18 protein-coding genes and 1 pseudogene are annotated in these 20,511 nt (G+C 68.3%); 1 reads left to right on the forward strand and 18 read right to left on the reverse strand.

From position 1 onward, the window contains the following. From ACFZCY_RS43690 to ACFZCY_RS43745, 12 genes are all read right to left on the reverse strand, one after another. The coding region (locus ACFZCY_RS43690; protein WP_391187094.1) for a beta-ketoacyl synthase N-terminal-like domain-containing protein at nt 1-5,007 on the reverse strand (5,007 nt) is incomplete at its 3' end. A gap of 73 nt (nt 5,008-5,080) precedes the next feature. Further along, entirely contained in the window at nt 5,081-5,620 is a 540-nt protein-coding gene (locus tag ACFZCY_RS43695) for a flavin reductase (protein WP_391187096.1), read from the reverse strand. A gap of 123 nt (nt 5,621-5,743) precedes the next feature. Then, nucleotides 5,744-6,835, reverse strand: coding sequence for an alpha/beta hydrolase (locus tag ACFZCY_RS43700; RefSeq protein ID WP_391187098.1), 1,092 nt, complete (start codon nt 6,833-6,835; stop codon nt 5,744-5,746). After that, nucleotides 6,832-7,590, reverse strand: coding sequence for a 2-oxo acid dehydrogenase subunit E2 (locus ACFZCY_RS43705; protein ID WP_391187101.1), 759 nt, complete (start codon nt 7,588-7,590; stop codon nt 6,832-6,834). The genes ACFZCY_RS43700 and ACFZCY_RS43705 overlap by 4 nt, the downstream gene beginning before the upstream one ends. Then, entirely contained in the window at nt 7,587-7,814 is a 228-nt protein-coding gene (locus ACFZCY_RS43710; RefSeq protein WP_391187103.1) for a phosphopantetheine-binding protein, read from the reverse strand. The genes ACFZCY_RS43705 and ACFZCY_RS43710 overlap by 4 nt, the downstream gene beginning before the upstream one ends. Further along, nucleotides 7,811-9,688 carry an HAD-IIIC family phosphatase gene (locus ACFZCY_RS43715; protein WP_391187105.1) on the reverse strand — a complete coding sequence of 626 codons (1,878 nt, stop codon included), beginning with the start codon at nt 9,686-9,688 and terminating at the stop codon, nt 7,811-7,813. The genes ACFZCY_RS43710 and ACFZCY_RS43715 overlap by 4 nt, the downstream gene beginning before the upstream one ends. A 3-nt stretch (nt 9,689-9,691) precedes the next feature. Next, nucleotides 9,692-10,720: a 3-oxoacyl-ACP synthase III family protein gene (locus ACFZCY_RS43720; protein ID WP_391187107.1), complete on the reverse strand. Its 1,029-nt coding sequence runs from the start codon at nt 10,718-10,720 to the stop codon at nt 9,692-9,694. Between the two features lie 44 nt (nt 10,721-10,764). Continuing rightward, the gene (locus ACFZCY_RS43725) at nt 10,765-11,340 is read right to left on the reverse strand and encodes a hypothetical protein (protein WP_391187109.1); all 576 of its coding nucleotides are present in this window, start codon (nt 11,338-11,340) and stop codon (nt 10,765-10,767) included. Nucleotides 11,341-11,405: 65 nt separating this feature from the next. Then, nucleotides 11,406-11,942, reverse strand: a complete 537-nt coding sequence (locus tag ACFZCY_RS43730; protein WP_391187111.1) for a hypothetical protein — start codon at nt 11,940-11,942, stop codon at nt 11,406-11,408. Between the two features lie 100 nt (nt 11,943-12,042). Beyond that, nucleotides 12,043-13,260: a cytochrome P450 gene (locus ACFZCY_RS43735; RefSeq protein ID WP_391187113.1), complete on the reverse strand. Its 1,218-nt coding sequence runs from the start codon at nt 13,258-13,260 to the stop codon at nt 12,043-12,045. 120 nt (nt 13,261-13,380) lie between these two features. Further along, a complete protein-coding gene (locus ACFZCY_RS43740; RefSeq protein ID WP_391187115.1) occupies nt 13,381-13,578 on the reverse strand; it encodes a 4Fe-4S domain-containing protein in 198 nt (65 codons plus the stop codon). 790 nt (nt 13,579-14,368) lie between these two features. Then, a complete protein-coding gene (locus tag ACFZCY_RS43745) occupies nt 14,369-15,166 on the reverse strand; it encodes a tyrosine-type recombinase/integrase (RefSeq protein WP_391187117.1) in 798 nt (265 codons plus the stop codon). On the opposite strand from ACFZCY_RS43745, the gene ACFZCY_RS43750 reads away from it, so the two are divergent. Further along, nucleotides 15,165-15,752 (forward strand): hypothetical protein, encoded by a 588-nt coding sequence (locus tag ACFZCY_RS43750; protein ID WP_391187182.1) that lies wholly within the window; start codon nt 15,165-15,167, stop codon nt 15,750-15,752. The two genes, ACFZCY_RS43745 and ACFZCY_RS43750, sit on opposite strands and share 2 nt — an antisense overlap. A gap of 201 nt (nt 15,753-15,953) precedes the next feature. Here ACFZCY_RS43750 and ACFZCY_RS43755 read toward each other — a convergent pair. The 6 genes and pseudogenes from ACFZCY_RS43755 to ACFZCY_RS43780 form a co-directional block, all read right to left on the reverse strand. Further along, nucleotides 15,954-16,331 (reverse strand): annotated as a pseudogene (locus ACFZCY_RS43755) (hypothetical protein); the annotation flags it as partial. Nucleotides 16,332-16,582: 251 nt separating this feature from the next. Further along, nucleotides 16,583-16,888 (reverse strand): helix-turn-helix domain-containing protein, encoded by a 306-nt coding sequence (locus tag ACFZCY_RS43760; RefSeq protein ID WP_391187119.1) that lies wholly within the window; start codon nt 16,886-16,888, stop codon nt 16,583-16,585. Further along, on the reverse strand, nt 16,885-17,268 hold the full coding sequence (locus tag ACFZCY_RS43765) for a type II toxin-antitoxin system RelE/ParE family toxin (protein WP_391187121.1): 384 nt from the start codon (nt 17,266-17,268) through the stop codon (nt 16,885-16,887). Before ACFZCY_RS43765 ends, ACFZCY_RS43760 begins: the two co-directional genes overlap by 4 nt. A 427-nt stretch (nt 17,269-17,695) precedes the next feature. Continuing rightward, nucleotides 17,696-18,970 carry a tyrosine-type recombinase/integrase gene (locus tag ACFZCY_RS43770; protein WP_391187123.1) on the reverse strand — a complete coding sequence of 425 codons (1,275 nt, stop codon included), beginning with the start codon at nt 18,968-18,970 and terminating at the stop codon, nt 17,696-17,698. Between the two features lie 312 nt (nt 18,971-19,282). Continuing rightward, on the reverse strand, nt 19,283-19,489 hold the full coding sequence (locus tag ACFZCY_RS43775) for an amidase family protein (protein ID WP_391187125.1): 207 nt from the start codon (nt 19,487-19,489) through the stop codon (nt 19,283-19,285). 274 nt (nt 19,490-19,763) lie between these two features. Then, a complete protein-coding gene (locus tag ACFZCY_RS43780) occupies nt 19,764-20,399 on the reverse strand; it encodes an amidase family protein (protein WP_391187127.1) in 636 nt (211 codons plus the stop codon). Nucleotides 20,400-20,511 lie beyond the last annotated feature (112 nt).

The raw sequence follows: 20,511 nt of genomic DNA on the forward strand, positions 1-20,511 counted from the left end.
CCACATCACCTCCGGTAGGGGGGCGTCGAGGTGGTGGGTGAAGTGCTGGCACACCTCGTCCAGGGCGCGGGCGAACACGGGATGGGTGTCATACAGCTCCCGTCCCATGCCGGGGCGCTGACTGCCCTGACCGGAGAAGACGAACGCGACCTTGCCGGGCTCCGTGTCGCTGCGTCCAATCACTGTCCGGTCATCCGTCTGGCCGCGTGACAGTGCTTCCAGTGACTCCACCAGTGCGGTGTGGTCGTGGGCAACCACGGCGGCACGCACCTCGAAGGCGGTGCGATGGGTGGCGATGCCCGCCGCAACGGTGGGAAGCGGCAGTTCGGGCCGCTCGGTCAAGAAGCCCCTTATGCGTGCGGCCTGTTCGCACAGTGCAGCCTCACTCCGCGCCGACACGAGCACCGGGACCGGAACGGAACCGGCGGCATCGGGTCCCTCCTGCTGTGAGGGTGCGGCAGGGACGGCCGGCGCCTGCTCCAGAATCACGTGCGCGTTGGTGCCGCTGATACCGAAAGACGACACCCCGGCCCGGCGCGGTCGGTCGTCCGGCGTTTCCCACGGGCGCTCCCGCACCAGCAGCTCCGCGTTGCCCGCCGACCAGTCGACGTGCGGGGTGGGTTCGTCGACGTGGAGCGTCCGGGGCAGTGTGCCGTGGCGCATTGCCATGACCATCTTTATGATCCCGCCGACGCCGGCGGCGGCCTGGGTGTGGCCGATGTTCGACTTCAACGAGCCCAGATACAGGGGCCATTCACGGTTCTGCCCGTACGTGGCGAGCAGTGCCTCGGCCTCGATCGGGTCACCCAGGGTAGTGCCCGTACCGTGCGCCTCCATGGCGTCCACGTCCGCGGCGACGAGACCCGCATCGGCAAGGGCCTGCCGGATGACGCGTTCCTGAGAGGGGCCGTTGGGGGCCGTGAGGCCGTTGCTGGCACCGTCCTGGTTGATCGCGGAGCCCCGCACCACCGCGAGGATCTCGTGACCGTTGCGGCGGGCGTCCGAACGCCGTTCGAGTAGCAGTAGGCCCGCGCCCTCAGACCAGACCGTCCCGTCGGCACCCGCGGAGAACGCCTTGCAGCGGCCACCGGATGCCAGTCCGCGCTGCTGACTGAACTCCACGAACATGCCCGGCGTCGACATCACCGTGACGCCACCTGCGAGCGCGAGCGAGCAGTCGCCCTGCCGCAGCGCCTGCGCGGCCAGATGCAGGGCGACCAGAGAGGAGGAGCAGGCCGTGTCAACTGTGACGGCCGGTCCCTCCAGGCCGAAGGCGTACGCGAGGCGGCCCGACGCGACGCTGGCGGTGCTGCCGGTGAGCAGGTAGCCGTCAGTGCCCTCGGCAGGCTCGTGCAGGCGCGGACCGTAGTCCTGCGCCGTGCCGCCGACGAACACCGCGGTCCGGCTGCCCCGCAGCGCGTCGGGGCGGATGCCCATTCGTTCGAACGCCTCCCAGGCGATCTCCAGGAGCAGTCGCTGCTGCGGGTCCATCGCCACGGCCTCGCGCGGGCTGATGCCGAAGAACTCCGGGTCGAAACGGTCGACGTCGTGGAGGAAGCCGCCCTCGCGCAGGTAGGTGCGGCCCGGCGTGCCCGGTTCCGGGTCGTACAGGGTGTCCAGGTCCCACCCCCGGTTGGCGGGGAAGGGAGTGATCGCGTCACCGGCCGTCGAGACGAGCTGCCACAGGTCCTCCGGTGACACCACGTCCCCGGGGTAGCGGCAGGCCATGCTGACGATCACGATCGGGTCGTCGTCCGGGGATCCGTTCGCTCCGCGCCGCGTCGACGACGGACTTTCGGAGCGCTGCGCGCCGAGTAGCCGCTTGAACAGGTACCGTACCAGTGCCGAGGGTGACGGGTGGTTGTAGAGCAGGCCCGAGGCCAGCCGCAGACCCGTAGCGGACGCGAGCCGGTCGCGCAGTTCCACCGCGCCGAGCGAGTCGAAGCCCAGCTCCTTGAAGGAGAGCCCGGGGTCGACAGCGTCTGCGGACACATGGCTGAGGACGATCGCGACATGGGTGCGGACGAGTTCGAGCAGCGACCGCTCGGCCTCTGCCGTGGACAGCCCGGAAAGCCGCTCGGCGAGCTCCCCGCCCGGCTCCTCGGAGGGTGGTCCGACACCGTCGTCCGGCCCTTGGCCCCCCGAGGTCGGCTTCTCCGAGTCGGCCCCCGGCCCGTGGGCGGACGGCCCAGTCTCCTGCGCCGTACCGGAGCACCCTGCTCCCGAGGGTTCACCGCGCGCCGGTTCCTCCTCGCCCTGCTCGCCGGTCGACCCGTCCGGCTCCTCGATCCAGTACCGTTCCCGCTGGAAGGCGTACGTCGGGAGATCCACACGCCGCGCTCGCCTGCGGTCGAACACCGCCGCCCAGTCCGCTTCCACGTGGTGCGTGAATGCGTGGGTCAGCGCCTCGACGAGGGATTGCGCCTCGCCGCGGTCCTTCCGCAGCACTGGAATCACCGCCGGGACAAGCCCGGAAGCGCCGGTACCGCCGTCGCTGTCGCCGAGCCCGGCCAGGGTCTCGCGCGCCATCGCCGTCAGGACGGGCACCGGGCCGATCTCCAGGAACGCCGTGGCACCCATCTGCTTCAACGCGGCGACACCGTCGGCGAAGCGTACAGCCCGCCGGACGTGACGCACCCAGTAGTCCGCTGAGCGCAATTCGTCACCTGCGGCGAGACGGCCGGTGATATTCGAGACCACGGGTATCCGCGGCTCGTGGTACGTGAGCCCGGCCGCGACCGTGCGGAAGTCCTCCAGCATCGGCTCCATCAGGGGAGAGTGAAAAGCGTGGCTCACCTTCACATCCCGCGTCCTGCGACCAGCGTCGGCGGCCCGCCGAGCGATGTCGGCCACGGCGTCCTCATCACCTGCGACGACCGTCGCCTGCGGCCCGTTGACAGCAGCCACATCCACCCGCTCCCCGGTCGCGTCGACCAGCGCGAGCCAGGCACGCACCTCATCCTCGGCGGCTTCCACCGCCACCATGGAGCCACCGTCCGGCAGCGCCTCCATCATGGTGGCGCGGGCCGCGACAAGCGCTGCAGCGTCGGAGAGCGAAAGCACGCCCGCCACATGGGCAGCGGTGATCTCACCGACCGAGTGGCCCGCCAGGTAGTCGGGGCGCACCCCCCAGTCTTCGAGGTGCCGGAACAGCGCGGTCTCGATAGCGAAGAGAGCGGGCTGGGTGAAGCCTGTGCGGTCCAGGAGGCGGGCCACCGGAGAGTCCTCGGTGGCGAACACGACATCGCGCAGCGGCCGGTCGAGCAGCCCGTCGAAGTAGGACGCCACCTCATCGAAGACCTCGGCGAAGAGCGGATGGGCGGCGTACAGCTCCCGGCCCATGGCAGGCCGTTGACTGCCCTGCCCGGAGAACAGGAACGCGGTCGCCCCCGCGCGCACCACGCCGGTACGGTCGGCGAGGCCGGGGGCGCTGTCGCCGCGCGCGAGCGCTTCAAGGCCGCGCACCAGCCCCTCAGCGGCACCAGGGGCGCCAGGGTCCGCGATGGTGAGCGCGGCGCGATGCTCGAACCGTTCCCTCGCCGTGGCCAGGGAGTACGCGACATCGGTGAGCGACGCACCGGGCGTCGACGCCAGGTGTTCTCGCAGCCGGGCCGCCTGTGCGCGTAGCGCTGCCGCACTCCGGCCGGACAACAGCACCGGTACTGGCCCGGCGGCGTGGCCGACGCTGCGCGAACTTTCCGCATCACGCGTGGAGATGGCGGGCGGCTCTGCCAGGACGACGTGGCAGTTGGTGCCGCCAATGCCGAAGGAGCTCACCCCGGCGACCAGGGGCCGCTCCGGGTGCGGCCAGTCCCCCAGCTCCCGCTGCACCTCGAGGTTCAGCTCGCCCATCGGGATGGCCGGGTTGGGGGTCTCGTAGTTGAGGCTCGGGGGGAGGGCGCGGTGCGCGATGGACAAGGCCGCCTTCAGGAAGCCGACGATGCCCGCGGCGCCCTCCAGGTGGCCCACGTTCGTCTTCGCCGACCCGACACGCAGCGTTCCTTCTGCCCGGCGGGCCGTGCCCAGGGCCTCGCCCAGCGCACGGGCCTCGATGGGGTCGCCTACCTTCGTTCCGGTGCCGTGCAGCTCCACGTACTGCACGTCCCGGGGGTGGGTTCCGGCCTGGCGGTGCGCGAGCCGGATCACATCGCGCTGCGCCTCTGCTCCGGGCACGGTCAGGCCGTCCGTGGCGCCGTCGTTGTTGACCGCGCTGCCCCGGATCACACAGTGCACCCGGTCCCCGTCGGCGACAGCAGCGGCGAGCGGCTTGAGCACGGCGACCGCGCCGCCCTCACCGCGCACATAACCATTCGCACGGGCATCGAAGGTGTAGCTGCGGCCGTCGGGCGACAGCCCGCCGAAGGAACCCAGGTCCGCGGCGGTCTCCCGGGCGAAGTTCAGGTTCACACCGCCCGCGAGCGCGAGGTGCGATTCGCCCTTGCGCAGGCTCTCGAAGGCCAGGTGCACGGCGACCAGCGACGAGGACTGGGCGCTGTCCACCGTCAGGCTTGGACCATGGAGTCCTAAGACGTACGACAGACGGTTCGCGATGACACCACGGCTCAGGCCCGTGACGGTGTGTCGCCCCGGCTGCGCGCCGCTGCGGTGGGTGAGCGCCGTATAGTCGGCGGCGATCGCTCCGATGAACACGCCCGTGCCGGTGCCGCGCAGGTTCGCCGGGATCAGGGCTGCGTCCTCAAGCGCCTCCCACCCCAGCTCGAGCGCCAGTCGCTGCTGTGGATCCATGGCCGCGGCCTCCCGGGGGGAGATGCCGAAGAAGGCCGCGTCGAAGCGATCGATCTCTTTGAGGAAGCCACCGCGCCCGACGCTCGTGCCGCCGGATACCGATGCGGCGGACCACCGGTCGACGGGTGTGTCGACGATGGCATCCCGGCCGTCGCGCAGCAGCTCCCAGAACGCCGCCAGGTGGGGCGCGCCAGGAAGCCTGCAGGACATGCCGACGACGGCGATTGCGTCGTCCCCGGCGGAAACGTGACCGTTGACCATTGCCTGTGCGGCCCTCTCTGTGTCGTCCGGTGTTGCTCAGGGGAGGAAGTAGGAGCGTCCGACGGCCGCCGTCTTAGTCGTGGTCGGACGTGAACCGGCCGTACCCGCTGCGGAAGAACACCAGAGGGTCGCCCGTGCGAGGTCCGCCCAGCGCCCGTACCCGGGCCACCACGATCACGTGGTCACCCGCCGGATGCTCCTGCTCGACGGAACACTCGAGCCAGCCGAGTGAGCCCGCGACCACCGGTGCGCCGCCGGGCGCCGGGAACCAGTCGAGTCCGACTGCCTTGTCCTCGCCCTTGGCGGCAAACCGCTCGCTGACGTGCTGCTGGTGTGCGCCGAGGATGTTCACGCACAACCGGTCGGCGATCCGCAGTCGGGGCCAGCTGGTGCTGGTGCGCGCCACGCAGAAGGACAGGAGCGGTGGGGCCAGCGACACCGACGCGAAGGAGTTCGCTGCGATGCCTGTCGGCCGGCCGCGACGTTTATCGAGCGCGGTGACGGCGACCACGCCCGTGGCGAACGTGCCGAACACGGCGCGCAGCCGCTCCGCTCCATGCCCGGCCTGTTCGCCGTCCGCCAGCGCTGTCGGCCCCACGCCGTTCTGTTCCATGACTCCGTCGCCTTCTCTCGTGCCCTCGTGGCGTTCGCGTTCCCTCTTTGCACCCTCGGTCCCTGCGAAGCCGGGCGCGGTGAGCGTCGTCGTGTGCGGCCGAGCCACGGCGTGGCTGTGCCCTCAGGGGGCAGCACGCCCGAGGCGGCGTCGTAGCCGCTGCCCGGCCAGCGCCCAGCTCAGCCCGAGCCGCTGCCGGTTCACCACACCACGGGCCCGTAGCAGCGCGAGGAGCATCCACAGCTGAGTCTCGGCGAAGTGGCGGGGTGAGCCGTGTACGTCCTCGTGTTCGACCACACGGATGCGGCGCACATGTCGTTTGAGGCGCAGCACGTCGCTGCGCGGGATGATCTCGTCCAGCCTGCTGGCCACACAGCTCACCGGGATGTCCAGGGCGGCAAGCTCCCGGTCGGTGAGTGCCCAGCCGCCGATGTGGCCGAACACCTCGTCCGGCTTGGTGCCGGTCAAGTGAGCGAGCGTGTCCACGGTGACCTTGGGGACGGTGCGCTGCCAGCGTGCGTCGGTGAAGAAGTCGTGCACCGGCGTCCCGGCTCCGACGACCGCCTTGATCCGGCTGTCTTCAAGAGCGGCCCTGAGCGCCAGGTGGCCGCTGAAGCTCAGGGCGAGCGCGTACGTGTGCTCCGTGTCCGCGCGTCCAGCCACCGCGTCCAGGATCGTCGACAGCATGCGGTGGCTCGAGCGATCGTAGCGCAGGGTGTTCTCGCCGACACCGGGCATCTCGACGACGACCCCGGCCATGCCGAAGGCGGGCAGCTGGGCGAGGACGCCGGCCCACTGCTCCTTGACACTGACGATGCCGCCGCACACCACGAGCAGCGGCAGACGCACCGTCGTGGACAGGCCACTGGTCCACGCCCGCACCTTGCCCTCCGGTAGCGTCACCTCCAGCGGCTCGACACCGGGCACGGACGTGCGCCACTGGTCGAACATGGCGACGCAGCGCTCGTGCGCGTCCTGACGGGTGGGGCCGTCCACATACGGGAAGCGGGCCATGTTGTAGAGCTGGCACGCTTCCATCAACTCACCTTGAAATTCCGAGCGTTCCGCTGCCTGCACCCACTCCTGCACCCAAGAGCCGTCGCCGTCGCCGTCGTCGTGGATGCGGCCGAGCAGGGACTGCACGTGGTCCGGCGGCATGTGCTGTGAGCGGGCGTGCGCGATGACGTACTGCTTGAGTTCGTTGATGTCGTTCATTCGTGGCCCTCGTAACTTTCCAGGGCCGACTTCAGCTCGGTCAGGACGTCTGCGGCCTCTGAGCCGTCGATGACCCGGTGATCGAATGCGAGGCTGAGTCGCATGACGGGCGCGATGTCTACCTCCCGGCCGCGGACGACGGGCCGGTCGACGACCCTGCCCACACCGACCGTGACCGTGGTGCCGCCCACCGAGTGGAAGCCGTCCACGTCACGGTGGCCAAGCGAGGTCACCGCGTAGGTGCCTGTCAGAGTGGGCCGCGCGGCCAGGGACCGGGCCGACTTGCGGAATGCCGCGTACGCCAGCGGCCAGGGTCTTTGGTGCAGACGGCGGATCGCGGCGAACTCCGGCATGTGGTCCGGATCGCCGTCCCGAAACCGGTCCAGGTGGGTCTGCACCTGCTGAAGATCCAACTCCTCCACCCGGGGCACAACCGTGGCGAGCACTACTCGATGACCCGCGCGCTGCTTGTCAAGGGTGACTTTGCCGTTGGTGAACGGGTAGTGGGCCACCTTGGGCCACAGTCGTCCACGCACCGCCGCGTTCGCCTCCGGGTGCTTGGCGAGTACCTGTCCCGCGGCCAGGACCACATAGCTCACCAGCGAGTAGCGGCGCCCCGCGGCACGGGCCGCGGTGCGGTGCGCCTGCACCGCCGTCATGTCGACTTCGGTGTCCAAGTACACCGGTGAGAAGGCTCGGATCTCCCGCAGGAAGAGCAGCGTGTGGCGCCGTTCGCGGGGCAGTCGCGTGCTCACCGGCTGACCGCCAGTGTGTAGATCCGCTCCAGGGAGCGGGCCTCGAGGACATCCGGCAGTGACAGGCTCGTGCCGGTCTCACGCTCCAGGAGCGTGCACAAGGACAACAGGTGCAGCGAGTCCCAGCCGGCCACCTCGTCGAGGTCCAGGCCCAATTCGTGGGCGGCGATGGCCAGGCCCAGTTCGTCCTGGATGAGGGTGAGGAAGTCGTCGATGGTCTTCACGCGATGTCCCCCAGTTCGTCCGTCAGGTGGATGTGTTCCGGGACCGGAAGGATGTCGGCGAGGTCGTGCCGGAAATTCACGATGTCGCCGTCGCCCTCGACGACCGCGAAGCCACCACGTGGGTAGAAGTCCTTGACCTTCGTGTTCTTCGCCGTCGGCCGGTAGGTGGCGGTCACGGCCTGAGCGCCGGTCATCTTGGCGTGCCCGAGGACCGCCGACAGGCAGGCGGTCTCTACGCCACGGGAGAACACACGGCAGCTCAGCAGAAAGTTGTCGATGTGCAGTACGTCCCCTTCGCGGCGCGTCAGGACCGCACCGACCAGGCCGCTGTCGCCGAAACGGTCGGAAACGTGCACGGCGAGGACCTGTCCGTCTGGGTCTTCCGCCCAGGCTCGCACCTCGGCGGGCTGTAGCCGCCGCGTGGTGAGGTTGAACTGATTGGTGCGCAGAGTGATCTGGGATACCCGGTCGACATCGACGAGGGCCGTCAGGCGCACCCTTACCTTCAGCTCGCGCAGATAGTCGTCGAGGGAGCTGAAGGTGTCCAGGAAATCCTTGCGAACCAGCTCGTCGCGATAGCGTGTGGCACGCTTCTCGTCCTCGCCAGTCATCTCCCGCACCGTGAACCAGCCGTCGCACAGCAGCCGTTCCACATGGAGCGCGGGGTCACGGTCCAGGCCGACCACCGCCACGTCCGGCAGCTCCCGGCGGACCAGACCGCACTCGAAGGGGCTGTCGTCGACGAACACCAAGCTGTCCACGCCCAGGTTGAGGTCCTGGGCGAGCCGCACGATGTTTTCGTGCTTGGGTAGCCAGTTGGCGATGATCCGGACGAAGTCGTCCTCGCGCAGTGTCATGCGCGGGTGCTCCCGCAGCACGGTGCGGACCGACTCAGCCTCGTTTTTGCTGACGGCCGCCACCAGGACCCCTTGCGAGCCGATCTGCTTCACGACGCTCTGGAACGCCCGGAACGCCTCTCCTCGGTAACTGTCGGCGACCTCGATGCCCTCCGCGCCATCGTCGCCGAGCACTCCGCCCCACACAGTCTCGTCGAGATCGACGACCAGGCACTTCTTCGCCCGCCCCGACACCCCGCGTGCCAAGTGGGCGACCTCACGTGCGTACGCGGCGAGCAGCGCCGGGGACAGGTGCGCCTTGGTGTAGACGCTCAGCCGGTCGTCGGTGGCAGGCACACCCGCTGTCACCAGCGGGTCCAGGTCGACGGTGAGGACGGAGCCGAACTCCTCACCCAGGGTGAGCAGGCGGGCGTTGAAGCGGCGCCAGACTGCGCCCAGGGCGGAACGCGAGCGATGGTCGACGAGTTGCCCGGTGAGCCGCGCGGTCAGCGGCAGCGTATTGAAGACGAGGATACCGCGCCCGGCAGTGTCGAAGGTGGCGGCGAGTGACCGGACCAGAGCCAGCTTCTCGTCCAGGACCCGCTCCACATCGGAGACCCGCCAGGGCGCCGTCAGGTCATCCAGGACCACGTTCGGATCCAGGACGCACAGCACGACGTCTGCGCCCGACGCGTACAGGGCACTGTCCTTATCGCTCAGATCGAACACCCACGAATCGAAGTCCGACAGGCTCGAGGCGAGCAGGATGCCGTGCCGTGCCAGCTCCGCGGTGAGCGCGGGCACCACCGGCACGAGTGTGCCGTGCCCGGTCACCGTGACGCGCAGCAGCGGTGTGTCCGGATGGTGTCTGAGGACCTGCTCCGGGTCGAGACGGTTGAGCAGTCGCCCGGCCTGTGCCAGGTCATCCGAGCTCGTCAACTCCGTGACCAGACCGCGTACATCGGAGTAGCGAGCGGCCAGCTCGTCGGAGCGGTGCAGCTCCATCAAGGCGTCTTTGGGAGAGGTGGTGACAGCCATCGGTCAGACCCCTTCCAGGGCGAAACCCGCCTTGATCCACTTGCTGGATTCGATCGAGATACCGACGGCGCGCTCGCCTGGACCGAGGTGGCCAAGGGCCCGTTCCAGCTGGAAGAAGACCACGCCATTGCCGATGTTGCCGGTCTCCGCCACGCAGCTGACCTCGTGTCCCTTCAACCCCAGACGCTCGTAGATCTTGGCTGTCATCCGGCCGGACAACTGCGGCGGCAGCACATGGCCGATGTCATCGCCGTGCCAGTCCAGTTCGTCGAGGAGTTCATGCAGCACCTCCTCAGCCATGACGGGCACACACTCCTCGATCGCCTTGTAGTCTTCGGCGGCGGGCGGGCCCTCGCGCCCGCGGTCCACGGGCCCGTACCACTCCAATGTCGCTCCGGGTGGGCGGCCCAGACCTACCAGGCGGGTGAAGACCGTGCGCAGCGCGGCCGCGCCGGGTGCCGTCTCCCGGCTGAGCACGGCGGCTCCGGCGCCGTCGCCGAAGAGCACAAAGTTCACCAGCTCGTTGGGCGGCACCTTCCGCAGATCCACGTGGACGTCGTAGAACGGTGCGACGACGTCACCGCCCAGAACCAGAGCGGTGGTGTACTGGCCGCTGCTCAGGAACTGCCGTGCCACGTCGAGCGCCTGCACGGCACCGGAACACCCCGACTGCAACTGATAGCTCGGCACATGGTCGATTCCGAGGCGGTCGGCGATCACGTTCACCGTCGCGGGCATCAGGCTGTCCGGGGTACTCGTAGCCATCACCAAGATGTCGACGTCCTCGGCGCGCATCGCGGCACGGTCCAGGGCCCGCTGCGCGGCGGCCGCTCCGAGTGCGGCCAGCGTGTGCGTCACCTCTCCGGTGGAGAGGTCGACGGCCAGGTGGCGGCTGCGGGTCCCGATGAAGGTGTCGACCCACTGCTCCCACAGCGCGTCCATCGAGAAGTGCCGGGCGAGCGTGGCGTTGTCCACGGCCGGTCCGGGCAGCACGCTTCCTGCCGACAGGAGGTGCACATCGGAGGTGTCCATCGTCAGCTCCTATCTGTCATCACGGAGGTCGAAAGCCGTCCCGTTCAGCCGCACAGCTGCCAGCGGGCATCCGCGGGCGCCCCGTCCACGCCGGTGTTGCGCCACTCGCGCCAGCCGGTCTTGCCCTGGTACACGCCGTCGAGGCCCTGCGCGCGGTACCCCACCCACTTGGTGTTCTTCACGTCGTTGAAGTCGACCCAGCCCTCGGCGTGGATGACGCCGTCGACGAGGAAGAGGTCCTCGGTGTAGTACGTCCACACAGCGCCATCCGGGGCCCTGTGCCGGATCTCGTAACGGCCCATGACCGTACCGGCGTTGGCGCCCTTCGCGTCGGTGAACTTGTCGTGGTAGATGCCGACCTGGCCCACCTTCGGGTCGGCCACGTCGACGTTCTGGAGGTTCTCTGTCTGCGGTTCGGTCAGTACGCGGCGCTCGCACTGCTTCCCCGTCGCCGTGGTTTGCTTCCCGGCCGCAGCGGCCTGGGACGGCGCCGCGGGCCCGGGGGGAGCGGCAGATGCGGTGGCGCCGGTCACGGCGAGCAGCGCGGCGGCGGAGGCTATGACGGCGGCGCCGCGACGGGCGGACAGCAGGAGGGAGCGCCGAGAGGAGAGGGTACGCATGGAGGCCCTTTCGGAGTGGTGGAACGGCGTGCGAAAGGAACGAGGCGGGACAGGGGAGGGGACCCTCATCGGCACAGGACGATGCGGACGTCCGACACCAGAGGGGTGGACGTCATGTGGATGGCGCGGATGCCGGACCAGCCGAGGATGTCGCCGGTCAGGCCGACACCGGGTACGGACACCCAGGCGCCCGCGAACTCGGCAGTGATGTCGTTGAGCCCCGTGAAGCGCAGTGTGCGGCCGAGCAGGCGCACCTCCTCGGTGCGCACGGCGATCATGTGGCTGTCATCCGGGCGCCGGTGGACAATGCCGAGCCGTCCGGCGACGGTGCCGATGAGAGCGCCGGACGCGTCGTAGATCTCGTCGTGGTAGTAGCGGACCTGACCCGGCTGTGGCGCTGGGGTGATCTCGCCATGGCCGCCGAGCACCCGTTCGGTGAGGTGGTCGAGGACGACCAGGCCGGTGTCGTCGGCCGACGGGGGTACGGCCGAGGCCGACCGCGGAGCAGTGGCGGCGATAGTGGCCAGAGCCCCGGGGCCGTCCAGCCCATCGAGGAACGTCAGCGCCATCGTCTCCAGCATGGCGTCCTTGGTATCGGTCATAGGGGACATGGGCTCTTCACTCCTGAGGTTGGCCGGTGTCGGCGCGGAAGGCGATGGGGAATGTGGCACGGACCGGTACGGGAGCGGAGCGACGGCAGAGTCACCACGTCACGGGCAGGGCGACCACGCCGTGCAGTCCGGCCGGGTGTTTGAGCTGGATCTCCTCCGGGGGGACTGCGAGCCGTAGCGTGGGGATGCGGGTGAATACGGTGGACAGGGCGATCTCCATCTCGGCGCGCGCCAGGTTCTGCCCCAGGCATTGGTGGATGCCGTAGCCGAAGGCCAGGTGGCGGCGGGCCGAGCGGTGCGGGTCGAAGGTGTCCGGATCGCTGAAGACCGCCGTGTCGCGGTTGCTGGCGGCAATTGCGACGATCACGCCGTCACCCGCGGCTACGGGCTGCCCGGCGATCTCCGTGTCCCGGGTCGCGAACCGAGGCACCCCGTCGGCGATCGACAGCAGACGCAGCAACTCCTCCACCACATTCGAGATGAGCGGCGGCGTGCGACCCAACTCGTTGCGTACAACCGGGCGTTCGAGCAGCGTCAGCACGCCGAGCGCGATGGCGTTCGCGGTGGTCTCGTGCCCGGCCACCAGTAGCAGGAGCGCCATCTCGGAAAGCTCGTCACGGGTCAGCTCGCCCGAGTCGAGGAAAATGGTGACCATCTCGTCAAGGAGCCCGTCGCCGCGCTCGCGCCGCTTGGCATCGATGAGGTCCGCCATGTACGAGCGGATGTTCGCGAACGCTTGTGTGCTCTCTTCCAGACTCGACTCACCATGCACGATCCGCCGCGACTGCTCCTCGAAGAAGCTGTGGTCGGCATACGGCACGCCCAAGATGTGGCAGATCGCCATCGACGGCACCGGCAATGCGAATGCGGGTACCAGATCGACGGTCGGCTCCTTGGCAAGGAGGTCGTCCAGTAGCCCGTCGACGATCCGCTGGATGCCCGGCCGGTACGAGGCCATGCGCTTGACCGTGAAGCTTGACGTCAGGGGACGCCGCTGCCTGGTGTGGTCCGGCGGGTCCATCCCGAGGAAGTTCCGGATCTTGCTGGCCGCCGCGAAGCGCGGGGCCGTCGCGGGAAACCTCGGATCATTTCGGACCGAGGAGAAGCCCTCGTTGTCAACCAGCACCTGCCGCGCCGCTTCGTAACCGGTGACGATCCACACCTGACGCCCGTCGTAGAGCGTGACCCTCGACACCGGGGCGCCGCCCGCGCGTAATGTGGCGTACCCCGAGGGCTCTGCGAAGGGGCAGCCGCGTGCGGTCGGGAACTCGGGAGCCTGGACGTCGTCGTGGTTGATGGGTGAAACCATGAGAAACCTGTCTCCTGGGTCGCTGGCACGGCATGGTCGCGGACCGGTTGGGGGCTGGAGGGGCGGGATGGTGTCCGCCGCCACCGGACGCATCCCGAATGACGGGCGCCGAGGCTGTCGCTAGTCCTCGCTGACGGACAGAGCTCGCCCTGGACACAGCTCCGCAGCTTCGAGAGCGAGAGCGACCTCTTCCTTGTCGAGCGGAGCGCGCAGGACCACGACCTCACCATGGTCGGTCTGGTCGAAGAGCTCAGGGGCGACCGACTGACACCGACCCGCACCGATACACCGCTCCACCTCGGCTGTCACGCACGTCATGCTGCCCTCCTGGCGAGTTGGCGAGTTGCAGCATCACCCACCGCACTGAGCCGACACTTAACAGATCCTTTGCGTCGTCTAAGCGGATTCCCAGGTGAAGACCTGACTCGACCACGGCCCACTGCTATGAGATCGGGCGCAGAATGACGGAAGAGTCTGCGAGGTCCATAACGACCAGCCTTGCGAGGCTCCACTAGTCATGGAGACTGATCAAGCGGCGTATGCTGTCGGCGTTTTCCTTCGGCGCGCGTACCGGCGCCTTGACGATCTCGATTCTTCGGCCTGGAATGCGCCGTCGAAATGATGCCCGCGACGTGCGGACACCGGGGTTCGAACTCCCCTGCTGACGCACGGAATCCGCGACCACTTCGTCGCGGCTGGGGGTCAAAGAGGCGCAGGTTAAATGAGATCGTGGAGTGGTGCAGGGTCTTCGACGCGATGGTCAGCTCGATGCCTGGGGTCAGCGCCAGATTCGCGTAGGTGGCGGACCGACGTCACCCAGGACAATTAGTGCCGTGCAAGCGGCGGCAGCGGTTCCCCATCCTCGAGGACGGGGTGGAACCGGTGGCGGAGACATACAGGCCGTTGCCGTATCGCATGGGTTCTTGTCGAATGTTGCCAAGCGGTGCATGCTGGAAGTGGGAGTGAAGCTGGCTTTTGGAGGCATTGTCGTGGGGGACCATTTGAGGACCACACGGTGTGCGCGACCTCGCACAACTCAGGCGTTGCCGCACGTATTTTGCCTGCGGAAAGCGCCATAATTCCGGGGAATTCAGCGTTCGCCTGGGGGTCAAGGGGTCGCAGGTTCAAATCCTGTCGTCCCGACCAGCGTTTTCGCAGGTCGGAGGCCGTTTTTCCAGAGATGGAGAGGCGGCCTTCTTCGTGTTGTGCGGCGTGGTGGTCGCATGGTGGTCGCACGCACGCCTTGGGGTGTGGAGGCGCTGGGTGAACTGGCGGCGGGGGCGGCGAAGTAGGGCAGTGTGAGGCGTGTCCGGGGCCTGTTCGGGTGGTCGCGGTGTGGTCGCAGCCAGGTCGGCCAGTGCGGAGGACGGTCGGCGGTGGGGTCGGATTGGGCGAGTGCGGTGTTGATGGCGTCTACGGCGTCGTGGGCGGCTTGCTGGGTGAGGTGGCTGTAGAGGTTCGCGGTGGTGGAGAGCGTGGAGTGCCGCAGGGTTTTGGAGACCACGGTGAGTGGGGTGCCCGCCGTGATGGAGAGGGTGGCGGCGAGGTGCCGCAGGTCGTGCAGGGTGATGCGGGGGACCCCTGCTTCCTTGGCGCGTCGGCGGAAGCGGTCCAGGACGGTCTGAGGCCGTAGCGGGCGGCCGTCGGGTCGGCAGAAGACCAGTCCGGTGAACGGATCGTAGGAGCGGTCAACCAATGCCGAGGGCGGGGCGTCGGCTGAGCGGCGTGTGAGCGCGGCTGCCACGCGCGGCGAGATGGCGACCCAGTTCTTACTGCTGCGGGTCTTGGGCGAGGTGATGACCAGGCGGGCGTTGTTGATGGCCGAGAGGGTGTAACGGACGTAGAGCACCCCTTCGTTGAGGTGGACATCGTGCCAGTGGAGGGCGAGCGCTTCCCCTTTGCGCATGCCAGTGCCGATCAGGAGTTCGCACAGATCCGCGATGAGCGGGTCGGCACTCTGGCCCGGCCGCCGCGAGCTCAACGAGGACGGGTTCGAGCGGGCGTTCTTCACGAATCATCTCGCACCGTTCCTGATGAACCACCTGCTGGAGGAGCGGCTGTGCAGGGTCGTCCAGGTCAGCGCGGGCCTCTACATCAGGGGCAAGATCGATCCCGACCGAACTCCGACCGGCGAGGACTTCCACACCATGAGGACCTACTGCGACACCAAGCTGGCCAACCTGCTGATGGTCCCGCTCTTCGCCGAGCGGTGGAAGGGTGCCGGGAAGACGATCGACGCCGTGCATCCCGGCGTCCTGCGGACCGGGCTCGGCGAGCACGGCCGGGTTACAGGGCTGGTCGTCAACGTCGCCAAGCGATTCTGGAAGTCCGCCGATGAGGCAGCCCCAGCCATTGTTGACCTCGTGACATCCAAGGGCACGGGCCGGTACTTCAACAAGGCGAAGGAGGAACCGTTGAGGGGGCCTGCTCGCGACACCGCCCTTGCACACAGGCTCTGGGACGACGCCGCGAAGGCCCTCGACGTCGCCTGACAGATCGGCGTCCAAGCCGGCCGTCTCCTGACGGCGAGGCCGAAGGCGTAGACCATCTTTGGCCTCGTCGTCGGCCGCGTCCTTGTTCAGGCTGCGGCCGTGGGGATCGGTGTGGTGGGTTTCTGCGCTGTCGCGGGCCGGGTGAATACGCGGCCGTCTTTGATGTGGCGGTGTGGCCGGTTGGCCGGGGTGTCGCCGAAGGGCGAGTTGGGTGACCCAGTCGGCGGTGGGATGTGCGGTCGCGCCGAGGGGTCGCACGCGGCGGGTGGCGTGCTCGATCACCGCGAGGACGTACAGCCTGGCCCTGTCAGGGTCTTGGTCTCGAAGAAGTCGGCGGCGAGGATGGCCTGGGCCTGGGAGCGAACGAACGTCGCCCACGTTGTGTGGTCCCGTTCGGCTGCGGGGCCGATGCCGTGCTCCTTGAGGATGTTCCACGGGTTTGTCGGTCTGTCGCTGCAGCACGGCGAGTTGGTGGCGCAGCGCCAGAATCTCTGCCTCCTTGTCGCGGTCACTCTTCGGTGGGAGCCGTATCAGGGTGAGCATGCTCGTCAAGGTCAGGTAGAGCAGTCGCAGCAGCACTCCACAATGCTGGTGTGGGGGAGGCCAGGTCGGCAACGGGGGGCGTGGTTCCTCTACGGTTATGGTTGACCGGCGGACCCACCGCAGTGCTCGCCCGTCGTGACCAGCACGGATGAGGTTTCTGGCACGTACACCGGCAGTGCGTTCAGGAAGCGGCCGGCCAAGGCGCAGGTCAGCTGCAACCGCCGGTCCCACCCCAGTAATGCGTTCTATTGCTGACCCATGCAGGCGTCAGCAAACCGCCGGTGGGGTCAGGCCGCGTGGCCGATGGTGATGTGGAGGGGCTGGCCCAGGGCGGTGGCTACGCGTAGCAGGGTGCGGGTGGAGGGGAGAGTGAGGCTGGTTTCCAGGCGGGCGATGGCGGGCTGGGTCATGCCGGCGCGGCGTGCGAGTTCGGTCTGGGACCAGCCCAGTTCGGTGCGGCATTGGTGGACGGTGCGGCCGATTTCGATGGCCAGCCCGGTTTCGTCGTAGATCTGCTGGGCCTGGGGGGTGAGCCCGGTCTCCTCGTCGGCCAGTTCCTTGGCGCGGCGGGTCTTCCATGCGGAGTGGTTCATAGTTCCTCCTCCTTCACGTTGCGGTCGTAGATCTCGTGGTTCTGGGCAGGACGGTGTTTGGCTTCGCAGTGTTGCTGGGCGGTGTGGGCGCGGTCGACCTCTGCTGTTTCGCGCATGCGGGTTTTGTGGAACACGGTCAGCATCACGATGCGCCGGGCGGGGGCGAGCCAGTACGTGATGCGTTGTTCCCGGCGGTGCAGGGAGAACCGTAGTTCGCGTAGCTTGCCGCCCAGGTGGCGGGTCTGGGGTTCGCCGAGTGTCTCGGCGTGGTTGGCGAGGAGGTCGGCCAGCTTCATTACGCGCAGATAGTCGGCGGGTGGGAGCGTGTCCAGCCATTGCTGGACTTCTGCTTCAAGCTCGATGTCATACCGCTCACCCATACCAAAAATCATATACCGATGCCGTGAGTAGATCCACCGGCCGACTCGACATCGGTCTCTGCGGGAATGGAGTGGGTGAGCGAGGTGAGGACCGGACGCCGATATCGGTCGCGTGTCGGCCCTGCGACGCGCTGATCTGTTGGAACTGCCGCAGGCGGCGGATCACGTTCATTCGGGTACTCCCTCGCGGATGGGGGCATACCGCTTCGTGCTGGGGCGTACTGGCAGTTACGGCGCGATACGGATCGTCGCGGAGAGTTGCCACGCCCTGGGGGTCAAGGGGTCGCAGGTTCAAATCCTGTCGTCCCGACGGTGTTATTGCAGGTCGGAGGCCGTTTCCGCCGGAAGGCGGGGGCGGCCTTTTCGGTTGGTGGTCGTTGGGTGGTCGTAGATCGGGTACGGGCACGCTTCTGGCGCTGATGATGTTTCATGCCGCTTGTGTGTACTGGTCGCTGTGAGGCTGGCTTCGTGGGGCGGGCGGGCTGGTGGTCGTTGTGTGGTCGTAGCGCTTTTCCTCGCGGTCGAGCTGCTTGGCGATGGCGTCGACGGCTTGGCGGGCCGCGGGTTTGGTGAGGTGGCCGTAGATGTTGGCTGTGGTGGAGATCGTGGAGTGGCGCAGGGTCTTCGACACGATGGTCAGCTCGACGCCGTGGGTCAGCGCCAGCGTTGCCGCGAGGTGGCGCAGGTCGTGGACGCTGGTGCGCGGAACGCCTGCCTGGCGGGCGAGGTAGTGGAAGTGGTTCAGGACGTACTCCGGGTGCAGGGGACGTCCGTCTTCGCGGTGGAAGACGAATCCGCTGCCCGGGTCGCTGGGCGCGTAGTAGTGAGTTTTGCGGCGGGTGAGGGTGGCGTGGATGCGGGGTGACAGGGCGACCCAGTCGCTGCTCTTGCGGGTCTTCGGGCGGGTCAGGGCGAGCTTGTTGTTGTCGATCGCCGAGAGTGTCCAGCGGACGTAGACGGTGCGTGCGTGGAGGTGTACGTCGTCCCAGTGCAGGCCGAGGGCTTCGCCTTTGCGGAGGCCGGTGCCGATGAGGAATTCGATCAGGTCGGCGAAGTCCGGATCGTTCGCATGGCAGTGGCGCAGGAAGCGGATGGCCTGGGCTGGGGTCCAGATGGTGCGCTCCTCGGAGGAGGGGCGGGGGATCACGGTGGGCCGGACGACGTTGGTGGGGAGTCGGTGCTGGCGGACGGCGTCGCCGATCGCGCTGGAGAGGGTGGCGAGGATGTGCCACACGGTGGGGCGTCCGCGGCCGGCGGCGAGCTGGGCCAGTACGAAGTGGTGGATGTGCTCGTAGGCGAGCTCGTCCAGGCGGATCGGACCGAGGGCCGGGATCAGGTCGTGGTGGACATAGTCGCGGTAGCGGACCCATGTGGTGGGCTTGAGTCGCAGCCGCTTGGCCGCGAGCCACTGGATCAGGTAGTCGGCGACGGTCTGGTTCGGGTCGGCGCTGACGCCGATCCGGCGGCCGGCACGGTAGCGGTGCAGGGCGGTACGGGCGTCGTCCTCGGTGGGGAAGCCGCCGCGCCGCACGGTGCGGTTGTGCCCACCGGGCTCGGTGGCAGGAAGATCGATGGCGAAGGTCCACGTCCCGTGGGCGGGATCGGAGATCAGCTGGGGGCAGTGAGTGCCGAGCTGGCGGCGCTGCTCGTCGCGGCAGCCGCAGCGGCGGTAGACGCGCCCCACGGTGTCGTGGGCGCGCATGGCGATCACCTTCTACGGCGACGTGGCATTGTTGCGGCGTTTTCATTGTGAATCGCGGCTAAGGAGAAATGAAAATTCCTTACGACCACAATCCGACCACAATGGTCCTGATTCGTTGCCTGACCAGCGGCGATCCCTTTACTTTCCCGACAAGTGCGGGGATCTTTCGGCGCGCAGTGAGGGTGCAAAATAGTGTGCCAAGCGCTGCTCAGGCAGAGCCGAAGATTACTGATCAAGCCCCACCTGCATAGATGATGTATCGGCACCCGCAACGTCACTCCAGGTCAGGCCCGATAAAGCCATTCTGGAGCGCTACCGAGGGAAAACCGGTGGCCGATGCGACGCCCAGGGGCGTTCCGTTTCCAGTTGCGCCGTGACACAGACCAGCAGGTCTTCCCGTCCGTAGGCCGCCGCAAGCTGGACGCCGATGGGCTTGCCGGTTCCGGTCAGAGCCGCCGGTACCGCGATCGCGGGCTGACCGGTGGTGTTGAACGGCGCGGTGAAGGTGAGCACGTCCACTGACTTCCGGAGGCCGCCGGGTTCCTGCGATGGCTACCCCACGGGCCCCGGCGGTGTGGCGAACACCGGGCTCAGCAGAAGGTCGAACTCCTGCCACCAGTCGGCCATATGGGCCCGGAGCCTGTGCTGCCAGACCAGCGCGTCGGCGAGCTCCAGTCCCGTGATCTCCTGTCCGCGCCGTACCCAGAACCGGGTGACGGGTCGAGATGGTCGGGGCCGGGCCTCTCGCCAAGTTCCCTCGTCAGTGCTTCGACGCTCTGCGCGGCGGTGACGCTCAGGGCGTCGAAGAACGCCGTGAGGCAGCGGGGATCCAGCATGGGAGCGGGATGAGCCTCCTCGATCTCGTGGCCGAGCCGATCGAGATCGCGGCCAGGCCGCCCGGCGGAAGGGGCGCGGGGCCACCCCGGTCTCCGGGCGCGCCACCGCTGACCGCGTCGAGCACCGCCGCCGTGTCGCGCACCGCCCGGGTGACAACGGCCGGGACGCTGTGCCCCCATCTGTCCGGCCTGGCCGGTCCCGCACTGATCCGCCCCAAGCTGGGCTTCAAGCCGACCAGGTGGCAGAACGCGGCCGGCATCCGGATCGAGCCGCCGCCGTCCCCGCCCTGCGCCACGGGCACCATGCCCGCGGCGACCGAAGCCGACGCGCCACCCGACGAACCACCCGGGGTGACATCGGTACGCCACGGGTTCCGCGTCACACCATGGACCAGGCTCTCGCTGACCGAGACCAGGCCGAACTCCGGCGCCGAGGTCTGGCCGACGACGATGAAGCCCGCCTCCTTGAGCCGTCGGTTGACAACGGCGTCCTCCCGCGCGATCCGACCGTGTCTGGCCACCCACGCGCACCCGAAGTTGGCCGGATCGCCTTCGCTGTCGCTGAGGGACTTCATCGTGGCCAGCGTGGTCATCCAGTTCTCTCCTGATCGGTCTGTGGGGACAGCGGAACGACTGACGAGGGAGGCGCCATGCTCCTCACCGAGCCGTGCTTGGCGGGGGGAGTGGTGTGGGCGGCGACCGGCC

Source organism: Streptomyces sp. NPDC007983 (assembly GCF_042958345.1).
GTDB lineage: Bacteria > Actinomycetota > Actinomycetes > Streptomycetales > Streptomycetaceae > Streptomyces.

Coding starts and splice junctions, on each gene's coding strand:
- ACFZCY_RS43720 (WP_391187107.1), bottom strand. CDS start 10,720: ATGGACACCTCCGATGTGCACCTCCTGTCGGCAGGAAGCGTGCTGCCC.
- ACFZCY_RS43750 (WP_391187182.1), top strand. CDS start 15,165: ATGCCAGTGCCGATCAGGAGTTCGCACAGATCCGCGATGAGCGGGTCG.
- ACFZCY_RS43765 (WP_391187121.1), bottom strand. CDS start 17,268: ATGGGTGAGCGGTATGACATCGAGCTTGAAGCAGAAGTCCAGCAATGG.
- ACFZCY_RS43770 (WP_391187123.1), bottom strand. CDS start 18,970: ATGCGCGCCCACGACACCGTGGGGCGCGTCTACCGCCGCTGCGGCTGC.
- ACFZCY_RS43740 (WP_391187115.1), bottom strand. CDS start 13,578: ATGACGTGCGTGACAGCCGAGGTGGAGCGGTGTATCGGTGCGGGTCGG.
- ACFZCY_RS43695 (WP_391187096.1), bottom strand. CDS start 5,620: ATGGAACAGAACGGCGTGGGGCCGACAGCGCTGGCGGACGGCGAACAG.
- ACFZCY_RS43745 (WP_391187117.1), bottom strand. CDS start 15,166: ATGCGCAAAGGGGAAGCGCTCGCCCTCCACTGGCACGATGTCCACCTC.
- ACFZCY_RS43725 (WP_391187109.1), bottom strand. CDS start 11,340: ATGCGTACCCTCTCCTCTCGGCGCTCCCTCCTGCTGTCCGCCCGTCGC.
- ACFZCY_RS43715 (WP_391187105.1), bottom strand. CDS start 9,688: ATGGCTGTCACCACCTCTCCCAAAGACGCCTTGATGGAGCTGCACCGC.
- ACFZCY_RS43730 (WP_391187111.1), bottom strand. CDS start 11,942: ATGACCGATACCAAGGACGCCATGCTGGAGACGATGGCGCTGACGTTC.
- ACFZCY_RS43735 (WP_391187113.1), bottom strand. CDS start 13,260: ATGGTTTCACCCATCAACCACGACGACGTCCAGGCTCCCGAGTTCCCG.
- ACFZCY_RS43780 (WP_391187127.1), bottom strand. CDS start 20,399: ATGACCACGCTGGCCACGATGAAGTCCCTCAGCGACAGCGAAGGCGAT.
- ACFZCY_RS43700 (WP_391187098.1), bottom strand. CDS start 6,835: ATGAACGACATCAACGAACTCAAGCAGTACGTCATCGCGCACGCCCGC.
- ACFZCY_RS43760 (WP_391187119.1), bottom strand. CDS start 16,888: ATGAACCACTCCGCATGGAAGACCCGCCGCGCCAAGGAACTGGCCGAC.